This is a genomic window from Flavobacterium plurextorum (assembly GCF_024638035.1).
Taxonomy (GTDB): Bacteria; Bacteroidota; Bacteroidia; order Flavobacteriales; family Flavobacteriaceae; genus Flavobacterium; species Flavobacterium plurextorum.
Window position 1 is genome coordinate 3,324,255 of the sequence record NZ_CP100442.1, and the last position, 12,362, is coordinate 3,336,616.

General features: G+C 32.5%; 10 protein-coding genes. 2 read left to right on the forward strand and 8 right to left on the reverse strand.

Annotation, left to right across the window (positions count from 1 at the left end; all coding sequences use genetic code 11):
* Window positions 1–46: 46 nt before the first annotated feature.
* The gene (locus NLG42_RS14870) at window positions 47–589 is read right to left on the reverse strand and encodes an SRPBCC family protein (RefSeq protein ID WP_089059865.1); all 543 of its coding nucleotides are present in this window, start codon (window positions 587–589) and stop codon (window positions 47–49) included.
* 348 nt (window positions 590–937) lie between these two features.
* Here NLG42_RS14870 and NLG42_RS14875 point away from each other — a divergent pair, with 348 nt between their 5' ends.
* Complete coding sequence (locus tag NLG42_RS14875) at window positions 938–1,321, forward strand: ankyrin repeat domain-containing protein (protein WP_089059866.1); 384 nt, start codon at window positions 938–940, stop codon at window positions 1,319–1,321.
* Between the two features lie 159 nt (window positions 1,322–1,480).
* Here NLG42_RS14875 and NLG42_RS14880 read toward each other — a convergent pair whose 3' ends face one another.
* The 7 genes from NLG42_RS14880 to NLG42_RS14910 form a co-directional block, all read right to left on the reverse strand.
* Window positions 1,481–4,579, reverse strand: coding sequence for an efflux RND transporter permease subunit (locus NLG42_RS14880; RefSeq protein WP_257681436.1), 3,099 nt, complete (start codon window positions 4,577–4,579; stop codon window positions 1,481–1,483).
* An 83-nt stretch (window positions 4,580–4,662) separates the two neighbouring features.
* The gene (locus tag NLG42_RS14885; protein ID WP_257681437.1) at window positions 4,663–5,928 is read right to left on the reverse strand and encodes a carbohydrate porin; all 1,266 of its coding nucleotides are present in this window, start codon (window positions 5,926–5,928) and stop codon (window positions 4,663–4,665) included.
* A 4-nt stretch (window positions 5,929–5,932) separates the two neighbouring features.
* The gene (locus tag NLG42_RS14890; RefSeq protein WP_089059869.1) at window positions 5,933–7,018 is read right to left on the reverse strand and encodes an efflux RND transporter periplasmic adaptor subunit; all 1,086 of its coding nucleotides are present in this window, start codon (window positions 7,016–7,018) and stop codon (window positions 5,933–5,935) included.
* Window positions 7,019–7,030: 12 nt separating this feature from the next.
* Window positions 7,031–8,278: a TolC family protein gene (locus NLG42_RS14895; protein WP_089059870.1), complete on the reverse strand. Its 1,248-nt coding sequence runs from the start codon at window positions 8,276–8,278 to the stop codon at window positions 7,031–7,033.
* 87 nt (window positions 8,279–8,365) lie between these two features.
* Window positions 8,366–9,724 carry a sensor histidine kinase gene (locus tag NLG42_RS14900; protein WP_257681438.1) on the reverse strand — a complete coding sequence of 453 codons (1,359 nt, stop codon included), beginning with the start codon at window positions 9,722–9,724 and terminating at the stop codon, window positions 8,366–8,368.
* Entirely contained in the window at window positions 9,721–10,401 is a 681-nt protein-coding gene (locus tag NLG42_RS14905; protein ID WP_257681439.1) for a response regulator transcription factor, read from the reverse strand. Before NLG42_RS14905 ends, NLG42_RS14900 begins: the two co-directional genes overlap by 4 nt.
* Before the next feature lie 69 nt (window positions 10,402–10,470).
* Window positions 10,471–11,559, reverse strand: coding sequence for a M42 family metallopeptidase (locus NLG42_RS14910; protein ID WP_257681440.1), 1,089 nt, complete (start codon window positions 11,557–11,559; stop codon window positions 10,471–10,473).
* Between the two features lie 81 nt (window positions 11,560–11,640).
* Between NLG42_RS14910 and NLG42_RS14915 the strand changes: the two genes are divergently transcribed.
* On the forward strand, window positions 11,641–12,324 hold the full coding sequence (locus tag NLG42_RS14915; protein ID WP_089059874.1) for a DUF4294 domain-containing protein: 684 nt from the start codon (window positions 11,641–11,643) through the stop codon (window positions 12,322–12,324).
* Window positions 12,325–12,362 lie beyond the last annotated feature (38 nt).

Sequence of the window (12,362 nt, forward strand, 5' to 3'; positions counted from 1 at the left end):
TTTTATATTTTGAAATAATTGATTTCTATGAAATCAAATTGAGATTTTATTTTTGTTCCATTTGGTCTTTTAAATTTTCAAGACCTTTTTGAAGATCGTTTCCAATCATTTGATCCATTTTCATCATTGGGAGCATTATATTCATAGGAAAAGGAATAACACCGTTGACTCCCCATTTTACTTTTGTTTGGTTTCCAGCCAAACTTTCGGTTGACATAAAACCATTGGCGGTGTCATTCATAGGCTCTTTAAAGCGAAGTGCAAAATCAAGACGTGAGTTTGGAGTAATTTTGGTTATTTCCTGTTCTCCAATTCCAACTTCTTTAACTTTACTTTCCCATGCTGAAATCGCACCAACAGTTCCATCAACACCTTTAAAAGTTGATTTCATTTTTGGGTCAATGTTTGCCCAGACGCTAAATTGGTTTTGATTTTTTAGATATTTCACATAATTAAAAACGGAATCAACAGGTTTGTTGATGGTAATTTCTCTTTCGACCGCATAAGTTTTTGGCATAAAGTAGGCCGCAATTAGTACAATAGAAAAAACTAAAATTAAGATAACCAGAATTTTTTTGATAAGTCCCATAATCTTTGGTTTAGATGGTTAATTACTTTTTTGAAAATTAGTTAAATATTTCGCATTAATGATTGTAAAGTTATAAAAGTAAAGCGCTGTTTTTTAATGCGTTTAATTTTTTTTGAAGATTTTTTTTATAAAATTTCATTTTTACTGTAACATTTTTGTAATCTCTGCGTCTATATAAGTATAGGCGAAAAAGTTTAATAACAATTAGATTAAATTTATAAGCCTTTCATTAAGTGAATGTTAGTAATTTGTTAAAACATATTACCTTGTAATACATAATACATAAAAATACTTACATTTACATAGAATTTAAAAATCATCATTATCAATCAATTAACAACAATCATCATGAAAAAATCAGTAATTTATTTAGGAGCAGCTTTAATAGCTTTTGGAAATGTCGCTATGGCATCAAATCACAAATCAGTTGTGAAAGAAAACATCGAATTTTCAACTTACCACATGACTCCATTAACCGTTGCAGTGGGCAAAGGTGATTTGGAAACCGTTAAAAAATTTATCGAATATGGTGCAGATGTAAATCAAAAATCACCAGAAGATATGACACCATTAATGATTGCAGCACGTTATAACAAAGTTGAAATCATGAAAGTTTTATTGGCAAATGGAGCTCGTGTAAACGAAAAAAATGATAAAGGATATACTGCATTAAAGTATGCTGAATTATCAAATGCGGCAGATGCTATCGCTATTTTGAAAGATGCAAAATAAGCATTTATTCTAAAAGTTTAAAAGAGTTTGAGTTAGTAAAAACGACCTTCCTGAGCAAGAGGTCGTTTTTTTGTATATAGAAATCAAAAAAGCATCATTAAAAATGATGCTTTTTCTTTTCGAACCTATTTAATTAACCACTAATTAATTTAAAAAACGTTATTCAATGGGCGCATGTTTTCTGCGATTGAAAATCCAAAATAGAATAGGGAAGACCAACAATGTTAAAATTGTTGCAGTAACTAATCCTCCAATAATTACAATCGCAAGCGGTTTTTGAGATTCAGATCCAATTCCAGTTGAGATTGCGGCCGGCATTAAACCAATTGATGCCATTAATGCTGTCATAATTACTGCTCTTGTTCGTGCTTTTACCCCTCTAAAAATGGACTCTTCGAGCGAGAATTTTGCCTTGATATTATGATGAAATTCAGATATTAAGATAACGCCATTCTGAATACAAATTCCGAGTAAAGCAATAAATCCAACTCCAGCAGAAATTCCGAAATTCATACCTGTAATATGCAAAGCGATAATTCCTCCAATTACGGCAAAGGGAACATTTGCTAATACAAGCAGTGAGTCTTTAAGATTTCCAAACAAAATAAACAACAGAACGAAAATTCCAATTAAACTTATTGGCACAACCTGCGCTAAACGTGCACTTGCACGAACTTGATTTTCAAATTCGCCTGTCCAGCCAGTTGTATAACCTGTGGGCATTTTTACTTCGGCTACTTTCTTTTGTGCTTCTGCAATTGTACTTCCTAAATCTCGATCTCGAACAGAAAATTTTACTCCTATAAAACGCTTTGTATTATCTCTGTAGATAAACGCAGGTCCTGTAATGGTTTTAATATCACAGATTTCTTTCAGCGGAATTTTTACGCCGTTTATAGTTGGGACTTTTAATTCGGCCAAGTCTTCTTCGTCTTTACGATATTCTTTAGAAAAACGAACTCTAACGTCAAATTTCTTTTCGTCTTCATATTTTTCTGTTGCCGTTTTTCCTCCAAAAGCTAATTCTAAAACAGCTTGGGCATCGCTTAAAGTTACTCCGTAAGCCGCCATTTTTTCACGATCTAAAACTACACTTATTTCTGGTTGACCTACATTTCGCAGGATTCCAACATCTTTGATTCCTGGAATGTCTTTAATTTTTGCTAAAACCTGATTAGAAAGTTCGTCAAGTTTATCTAAATCATCTCCATAAATTTTCACCGCATTTGAAGCTTTAAATCCTGCAACAGATTCTGCGACATTGTCAATAACAGGCTGCGAATAATTATAGGTAATTCCTTGGTGAACTTTTAGCTTTTCATCCATTTCATTAATTAAATCGTCCATCGTTATTTTTCGTTTCCATTCTGCTTTTGGTTTTAAATCAACTTGAAGCTGAATAAATCCAAAACCGTTAGGGTCTGTTCCGTCATTACTTCGACCAGTTTGTGACAGTACTTTTTTAACTTCAGGAAAGGTTTCTAAATCTTTTCGAATCATTGCGGCAGTTTTCACACTTTCGAGTAATGATGTACTCATTGGTAATTCGGCAGTTACCCATAAAGCACCCTCATTTAATTGAGGTAGAAATTCAGTTCCTAAAAAAGTAGCTGAAAAAAATGTGGCTGCAATAATTCCTAGTGAGATAACTATTGTTTTTACTTTATGTTTAAATGTCCATGCAAATCCTTTACCTACAATTCTATCCCAAAAGTTCACAAACGGATTATTCTTTTCTTTTACATTTTTGTTCAGTAGAATATGAGATAAGACTGGAACTAAAGTCAGCGTGAAAAGTAATGCGCCCATTAAAGCAAAACCTAAAGTATAGGCTAGGGGAGAGAACATTTTTCCTTCTACTTTCTGGAAAGAGAATATTGGAAGTAAAGCTGTAATAATTATTAATTTGGAGAAAAAGATGGCTTTACCCATTTCAGTTCCCGTTTTCTTAATAATACTTCCTTTTGCAATTTTATTATACGCTGTCATTCCTAATTGATGCGCACGGTGGTCTAACACTACAAACAATCCCTCAACCATTACCACCGCACCATCAATAATTATCCCGAAATCGACCGCTCCCAAACTCAGAAGATTGGCACTCATTCCCATCATTTTTAGACATAAAAAGGCAAATAATAGGGAAAGCGGAATTACAATTGAAACTGTAAAAGTTGTTCGCCAGTCGGCCATAAAAAGGAACACAACACAAGTAACGAGAATGATTCCTTCAAATAAATTATGCATTACCGTTTCGGTAGTGAAATTCATTAAATTATCGCGATCATAGAAAGTTTCTATCTTTATATCTTTAGGAAGTACATTTTCATTTAAATCCTTTATTTTATCTTTAATTAATGCTAATGTTTCTTGTGCATTTTCGCCTTTTCGCATTACCACAATACCTTCAACAGCATCATCATTTTTGCCAATACCAGTTTGACCAACTCTAGGCATCGCACTTTCGTAAACTGATGCAACATTTTTTACCAAAATAGGATTTCCTCCAGCATCGTCAACAATTATGTTTTCGATATCAGAAATAGATTTTAGTAAACCAACACCTCGAACAACAAAAGCTTGTCCGTTTTTTTCAATAATATCACCTCCAACATTCAAGTTTCCTGCATTTACAGCATTGTAAACCTGAAGCGGTGTAATGTTGTATTTGGCAAGTTTTATAGGATCAACACCAACTTCATAGGTTTTATCTTGACCTCCAAAAACATTTAAATCGGCAACACCTGGAACTGCACGCAATTGTTTATCAATTACCCAGTTTTGGTAGGTTAATAATTCACGGCTGTCTCTGCTGTCGCTTTTTACAATATATCTAAAAATTTCTCCGGTTGGTCCATATGGAGGTTGAACATCTGGCTCAACATCATCTGGAAGTTTTACATTTTTAAGCAGATTGTTTACTTGAAAACGAGCAAAAGTATCATCTACACCATCATCAAAAATAATTTTGATAACAGATAAACCAAACATTGTAATACTTCGTACACTAGTTTTTTTCTGTACCGAGTTCATTGAAATTTCGATAGGAGAAGTAACAAAACGTTCAACTTCTTCGGCGCTTTTTCCATTCCACTGTGTGATGATGATAATCTGTGTATTGGTCACATCAGGAAAAGCATCAATTGGCATGTTCTTGAAGGAAATAAATCCTGCAACGGCTAGTACTCCCACCCAAAAAAAGGTAAATGCTTTGTTCTTAAGGGAAAAAGCAATAATATTTCTTATGAATTTGTTCATTTTAAAAAGTATTTTTAATGATGGATTTTTATTTTTTAATTATGATGCTTTCATTTTAAGCATAAATGTTTTTATTCTATAATTTAGAACTCGGTATGAAAACGTAATGCTAAAAATTGAACAGGGCCTCTGTCTTTATTATAAGCTGGATTCATTGCAAATTGATAATCTGGCGAAAGAGTTATATGAGTATTAGGAATTAAAAAAGAGTAGAAAACTTCAATAATCTGTTCAATTCCGTAGTTCAAAGTTCCGTCACCAATCATAAATCCATTACCTCCAAGTTTTTGATATTCTTCATGCGGATTAGATAATCCATTAGCAACTATCGCAATACCCGCAAAATCATCAGGTCGGTTCCACATTTTTCCTTTTAAGTTAATACCTAGTTGTGCCGACTTATCGATTTCGGTAAATGCCCAAGTTTCATTTTTACCGTCATTATAACTCATTCTGGCAAAAAGTCCCCAGTTATCTCCATGAGTATAATCCATGTTTAAACCGATTCCGTACTTCGTTCGCCCATTTTTTCTGGTACTTTTAATATCAGGTATTGTTGTAAAACTTGAATTAGCTTCATTATAATTCCCCATTCCCGCTACATTTCTAAATCCTAACAATTTGATGGTACTTGTATCATTATTTTTAAAAACGATTTGTTTCTCAAGTTCTATGTTTACAGCATTTGAATCTTTAAAATTAAACTCAACATTTGGTCCATTAGCGTAGGTTGGCAGCGCACTTAAAGAAGCTCTTATCTGCCAGCTGTCAAATTGATAATTGGCATATAATCCATCTGTATATCCTCGAGTGTTCGCTGCATAATCCCAAGCACCATGAGTCATAAGTGACCAGTTTAAAAATTGAGTTCTAGGATCATGAGAATAGATATTGTTATCGAAATAATCTGCTAGTCCAAACTTTCCAAAAACCAATTGCAGGGATTTGTTGTTTTTGAACTGAAACTTTTGTTCTAAAAGCATTCTTGCTACATAAACAACCGGTTTAGTATCTCCAATTCTAAAAGTTTCTCCGTTTGGAAAGCCGCCTAATCCTCTAGCTTGCGATAAACCTTGTCCTCCAGACATTTCTGGATTAAAAGTTGCCGTAGCGCCTTTCCATAACGGAAGATCAAAATATAAGGTCGATGTTAAAGATAAAGCACTCTCTTCTTTTGGATTCATACTATTTGTTCCTGAATAATCGGCGTGAAAATCTGGATGATATTGATATATTGATGTCATTTGAAATTTCAGACTATATTTTCGAATCGAATCTGTTTCTTGTGAAAATGAAAATGCTGAAATAAGCAGTGTTGCGAAGCTCAATATGTCTACAGATTTTCCCATTTCATTAATCGTTTAGTGCACGATAAATAAACAATTGATTATTAGTAATGACTTTTTCATTCTCTTTCAGACCTTTTGAAATGTAAGTTATATCTCCTACAACTCTAAAAACATCTACTTGTCTAGTTTCAATATTATGACGATCCTTGAATATCATTACAAAGTTTTTACTTTTATCAAAAACAATGGCATCACTTGGAATGGCTATCATAGATTTATCTTCATTAAAAGATAATTTTATGTTTGCATTCATATCAGGTTTTAGTAAAAACCCTGGATTTTGAAGTTTTATTCGTGCTTGCATTGCCTTAGTCTGTGGATCAATTACATTGAATATTTTATCTACTTTACCCTTAAAAACTTTATCAGGATAACTTAAAGTTGTTACACTGGCATCGATACCTAATTTTACTTTATTAATATCGATCTCGTTGATATTTGCCATTGCCCAAACTTCACTAATTTCTGCAATGTCAAAAATGTTCTCAGAGCGGTCAGATCTTAAAAGCATATCTTGATTGATGCTTTTTTGAATAATAAACCCACTAATTGGAGCTGTTACTTCGTAAATTGAACCTGCTTTTATGTTGTAGATTTTATAAGTTTCTTGGATTTTACTTAACTGTGACTGCGCTTTGTTAACTTCTGATTTTGCTTGAAGTACATCGCTTTCAGAATTTAATTTGCCGTCAAATAATTCCTGTGCAACTTTTAAATTGTTTTTTGCAACTAGTAAATCGCTTTTAGCATCTATAGATTGCTTTTCAAAATCAGCTACATCAGTACTTTTTATAATAGCTAAAACTTGTCCTTTATGTACATAGTCACCAAGTTCTACATTAACTTTGATTACATTACCGCCAACAAGCGGGTAAACGTCTATCATTTTATTATTGTCGGCCGTGATTTTTCCATAAAAGCTTAATTCATTTTTTACAATTTGAGTTGTTGCAGTTGCAGTGCTTGTCGTTTTAAGCATGCTGTCACTTAGTGCAAATGAAGAATTTGTTTGAGGATTTTCTACTTCCTTTTTGCAGCTTGTCAGCATTAAACTTACAATTGCAATTCCTATAATTAGTGTATGTTTCATTATTATTTAGTTTTAGAATAAATCCTTGTTGATTGTACTGTTTAATTCTTCTCCAGATAAGGCTAGTTTTTTCTTCAATTCGTTAACCTGAATATTTGCTTGATTGTAGCTTTCCATAAAATCGGTAAACTCTAATAAGCTGATATTTCTTTTTTGAAAATTGGCTAAAATTCCGTTGTAAACTGCTTCAAAATCGGAGTTAACTGTTGGTTTAATCACCGTATAATTTTTTCTAGATTCATTCCATTTATTCCAAGCAGATGTAATTTCAGTTTGCAGTTGTAAATCAAAATTTTGTTTTTCTACTTTTGACTGCGCCAGAATGGTTTGCGCGTATTTAATGTTTCCTTTGTTTTTGTTCCAAAGCGGGAGTGGAATTCCAATTGATAGATTTGCTTCTTTTTCAAAAGCGCCGCTTCGCTGATCATAGTTTGCACCCAAAGTGATGTCAGGAATAGAAAGCGATTTTTGCCATTTTACGTTTAATTCATTTGCTTCGATTTCCTTTTGCTGTGCTAAATAATCAGGACGATTTGCAATTGCTTCATCTTGAAAAGATTTTAAATCAAATGGTATCGTTTTTAAGTATTTATTGAAATCATCTTTTGAAACATTTGGAATTATTGTTTCTGTTTCATTTAATAATAGTTTTAAGTTCGCCTGCTCTTCAATACTATTATTTACAACTTCCATTCTCTCATTCTTGAAGTTTAAATAAAGAGATTGTAAACGAACAAGATCTTTTAGTGCAATATTTCCTTTTTGTACTTGTACAGAATATGAATTGATTAAGTCTTCAATATGTGCAAGCTGATTATCTGTAGTTTCAAGACTTTTTGTATTGTAATAAACTGTATAGAAACTTTTTCGGAGCTGCAGCTTTAATGTTCGCAGTAAATCATTGAATTGAAGTTCTGCTAATTGTTCATTAGTTTTTGCCAGTTTTACTTCGTTGCGTTTTTTTCCGCCTAAGTAAATCAGCTGTTCTATACCAAATGCTTTTTGACCATCTTTTCCTATATCAAAATACTGATTTCTTTCAGGATTATAAGCGTTTAATTCGGCTGTAATAGTTGGATTGTCCCAAATTTTTGCCTGAATGGTCAGTGCTTTCGAGGCATCGATATTATATTGAGATGCCAATAAAAAAAGGTTCTTTTTAAGAAATTGGCTTTCGCAGTCTTGAAGAGTAACTGTTTTCTGAGCCACAATTACTTGATTGAAGAATGCAAGTAACAGCAATGCATATAGTTTTTTCATTGTATCAAATTTATTTTATACAAATATGCTATCAGTAGACTTTAAGACACCTTAAAATCTACCTTAAAAATACCTTAAAATAAATTACTAATGAAAAAATAATTGAAATAAATTTGTGTTTTCGTCTGTAACACTATAAGTTATGCTTGATTGGTGTAGGTTTAAGATACGGTTTACAATGCGTAAACCAAGTCCAAATCCTGTTGTTCCCTTTGAATTTTCTCCGCGCATGAAGGGTTGAAAAAGATTTTTCTGCTCATTCTCCGTCAGCGTTTTTCCAGTGTTTGAAATCGAAATAACTAGAGAATCGTTTTCTGTACTTATTTTTACTTTTGCCTGTTTGTTATCCGAATAAACGCAGGCATTTTTTAAAACATTACTTATCGCAATCTCTAAAAGGTTTTTATTTCCTTTAATTTCAAGAGCAGAATCTAAGTTTTCGCTTTCTTCCATTTCAAAAAGAATAACAAAGTCAGGGAAGCTTTTATTTAGATTTTCAATTGCCGAAAACAAAATTTCATCTAAGCGATGAGTTTCACTATTTTCCTGATTTTTGACATCAATTTTAGAAAGAGTAAGTAATGAAGTAATTAACTCTGTCAGTTGATTTACATCTGATAAAATTGTTTTTAAGAAGCTTTTGTTTTCAGGAGTTGTTTTAGGATCTGCAACTACGTTTTCTATTTGAGATGTAATTCTAGATAACGGAGTCCTGAGCTCATGTGATGCGTGTGCAGTGAACTCTTTTTGTTTTTGATAAGAAACTTCAATTCGATCCATCATGAAATTAAATTCATTGGCAATTAGATCAATTTCGTTTTTATTACTTTTTGATTTTATACGAGTATCGAGATTGTTCTCGTTGATGTTTTTTATTTTTTGATGAAATAAACCTAACGGATTCATTGCTTTTTTAACCATAAAAGAGGTTAGTACCCAGCAAAGACAAGTAAAGAAGATATAAGATATAACTAAGGTATATCGTAAAAAAAGTAATTTACGTTTGCCGTAATCATCTGTTGCTGATATTAGAGCGTAAAAATCTTTATCTTTAGTATCATAGAAAACGCCGTATACTTCGTAGTCTCCTTGTTGTTTAAAGAAGGTTTTGTGTTTTTTAAGGTATTTTAAATCATCGACAGACCAATTAATTTTAGCGTCATCAATACTGCTGTAAATGAGTTTAAATTGCGAATCAAATACTAGTGTCTTTTCGTCATACAGTTTATTTATAGAATTTTGATCGATCATTTTTAAAAGCTGATCATCAACTTCTTTAACATTGACCAATAACTTAATGTTCGAAAGCGCTTTTATTTCTAAGCGATCTCTAAATTCTTCTTTTCTAAAGTTAGAATATAAAACAAATATCACAGTTGAAGCCAATCCAAAAAGGATTGTAAACAGCAAGCTAACTAAAAGTGATATTCTGTTTTTTAAAGTCATTCTTGATTGCTTAAATAATATCCGTAGCCAATTTTAGTTCGAATAAGTTTTACTTCATGATCCTTATCGATTTTTTTACGAAGAAAATTGATGTAAACTTCAATCGTGTTTTGATTCGTTTCTATATGATAATCCCATAGCTTTTCGGCAATAAACTGTTTTGACAGCACTTTTCCTTTAGCATGAGCTAAAATTAGTATCAGATTAAATTCTTTAGGAGTCAGCTTAATTTCTTCTCCAGCGCGAAAAACTTTCATTTCTTCTTCTTGAATTTCTAAATCTTCAACAAGAATTCTTTGTTCTGTTTGCTGTGGAATTTCTTTTCGTCTTAATAAAGAGGAAATTCTCGCGTACAATTCTTCAAAATGAAAAGGTTTTACTAGATAATCATCAGCACCATTGTCAAAAGAAGCCAGCTTATCTTCGATTTCACTAAATGCTGTAAGCATTATTATTGGTGTTTTTTTATCAACCTCTCGAATACCTTTGCAAACCTCAATTCCATTTGTTCCTGGAACATTTATATCTAAAATGATTAAATCATATTCGTAAGGAAAGTATTTTTTAAGGAGCAAAGTCCCGTCGTAGAATGGAAAACACTCGATTTTTTTTGTGGCGAAAAATGCTGAAATCTCTTTAGATAAAGTAAAATCGTCTTCGAGTAGTAAAATTTTCATGGTGTTTTTTAAGTATTAGTCAATTTGGCTGTTCTTAAAGCAGCCAAATTGACATTTTAGTAGACTCTCTTATTTAAAATAAGAAAAAGTTTCATTGTTTTCAATCTTCAATATTGAAGCGTAAATCAGCTGAATTACATTTTCTACATCTTCTCTGTGCACCATTTCTACAGTTGTATGCATATAACGTAAAGGCAACGAGATTAATGCAGATGCTACACCGCCGTTACTATATGCAAATGCATCAGTATCCGTTCCTGTAGCTCTTGAAGTTGCATGACGTTGAAAAGGAATTTTACATTGCTCCGCCGTATCAACAATTAAATCACGTAATTTATTTTGAACTGCTGGAGCGTAGGCAATAACAGGACCTTTCCCCATTTTTAGATCTCCTTCAACTTTTTTATCAATCATTGGAGTAGTAGTATCATGGCAAACATCAGTTACAATTGCAACATTTGGTTTAATAGTCTGAGCAATCATTTCAGCACCGCGTAAACCAATTTCTTCCTGAACAGAATTTACAATATACAGTCCAAAAGGAAGTGTCTTTTTGTTTTCATGCAATAAACGAGCAACTTCAGCGATCATAAAACCACCCATTCTATTGTCGATTGCTCTACAAACGAATTTATTTTCGTTCAGAATCATAAATTCGTCAGGATACGTTATTACGCAGCCAACATGTACGCCCATTGCTTCGACTTCTTCTTTTGTTTCACAGCCTAAGTCGATAAAAATGTTGCTTAATTTTGGAACTTCTTCCTTGTCTCGTAAACGTGTATGAATTGCCGGCCAGCCAAAAACACCCTTTACAATTCCTTTTTTAGTATGAATGTTAACTCTTTTCGATGGTGCGATTTGATGATCAGAGCCGCCGTTTCTAATAACATACAATAAACCATCATCAGTAATGTAATTTACATACCATGAAATTTCATCAGCATGTCCTTCAATGACAACTTTAAAAGGAGCGTCAGGATTGATAACTCCAACAGCTGTGCCGTATGTATCAGTTATAAAAGTGTCAACATATGGTTTTAAATAATTCATCCAAAGTTTTTGTCCTTCACTTTCGTAACCCGTCGGAGAAGCATTATTTAGATAACTTTCTAAGAAAGAAAGAGAGGTATCATTTAAGATAGATTTTGTACTCATAAAAATATTTTTGCGCTAATTTATAAATTTGGTATTAGAGTTGTGTATAAATATATAATTTTACATTTAAATTAAGACTCCATGAGATTTACCTGCAGTATTTTATTTTTATTAATGATTTCGTTTTCCAGTATTGCACAAGTTACTCCGAAAGAAAATCAGGAAATAGGTTATATATTAACCGAGAAAGATTCTATTCTTAACGACACAATACAACTGCCTGAAATTATTGTTTCAAAAGGTCAAAAATTAAGCCCCGAAGAACAAAAGCAATTTCAGATTCTTCAGAATAGAGTTTATAAAGTTTACCCATATGCAAAATTAGCTTCAGATAGGCTGACTGCATTGAATAAAGGTATGGCGCGATTGAATAGTAATCGCGAAAAGAAAAAGTATTTCAAGATCGTTGAGGATTATCTCAATAATGAGTTTGAAGACAGGTTAAAGAAGTTGTCTAGAAAGCAAGGTCAGATTCTTGTAAAATTGATTCATCGCCAAACGGGAATCACAACATATGAGTTGATAAAAACTTTAAAAAGTGGTTTCAAAGCGTTTGTGTCGAATACAACAGCGAATTTATTCGATATAAGTCTGAAAACCGAGTATAAGCCATATGAAGTAAATGAAGACTATCTAATCGAAACAATTCTGGTTCGTGCTTTTGAATCTGGACGTTTACTGAATCAAACTCCCGCTAATCCTGTAGATTATGATAATTTGATGGAGCATTGGGAAGCGAAAGCAAAAGCAATCAATAAAAAGTAATACTATAATATATAGTTGTAATAACCCGATAGGTTCTC

Excerpts from the sequence above, each read along its gene's own strand:
- NLG42_RS14870 (WP_089059865.1), bottom strand. The coding sequence starts at position 589 with ATGGGACTTATCAAAAAAATTCTGGTTATCTTAATTTTAGTTTTTTCT.
- NLG42_RS14875 (WP_089059866.1), top strand. The coding sequence starts at position 938 with ATGAAAAAATCAGTAATTTATTTAGGAGCAGCTTTAATAGCTTTTGGA.
- NLG42_RS14880 (WP_257681436.1), bottom strand. The coding sequence starts at position 4,579 with ATGAACAAATTCATAAGAAATATTATTGCTTTTTCCCTTAAGAACAAA.
- NLG42_RS14885 (WP_257681437.1), bottom strand. The coding sequence starts at position 5,928 with ATGGGAAAATCTGTAGACATATTGAGCTTCGCAACACTGCTTATTTCA.
- NLG42_RS14890 (WP_089059869.1), bottom strand. The coding sequence starts at position 7,018 with ATGAAACATACACTAATTATAGGAATTGCAATTGTAAGTTTAATGCTG.
- NLG42_RS14895 (WP_089059870.1), bottom strand. The coding sequence starts at position 8,278 with ATGAAAAAACTATATGCATTGCTGTTACTTGCATTCTTCAATCAAGTA.
- NLG42_RS14900 (WP_257681438.1), bottom strand. The coding sequence starts at position 9,724 with ATGACTTTAAAAAACAGAATATCACTTTTAGTTAGCTTGCTGTTTACA.
- NLG42_RS14905 (WP_257681439.1), bottom strand. The coding sequence starts at position 10,401 with ATGAAAATTTTACTACTCGAAGACGATTTTACTTTATCTAAAGAGATT.
- NLG42_RS14910 (WP_257681440.1), bottom strand. The coding sequence starts at position 11,559 with ATGAGTACAAAATCTATCTTAAATGATACCTCTCTTTCTTTCTTAGAA.
- NLG42_RS14915 (WP_089059874.1), top strand. The coding sequence starts at position 11,641 with ATGAGATTTACCTGCAGTATTTTATTTTTATTAATGATTTCGTTTTCC.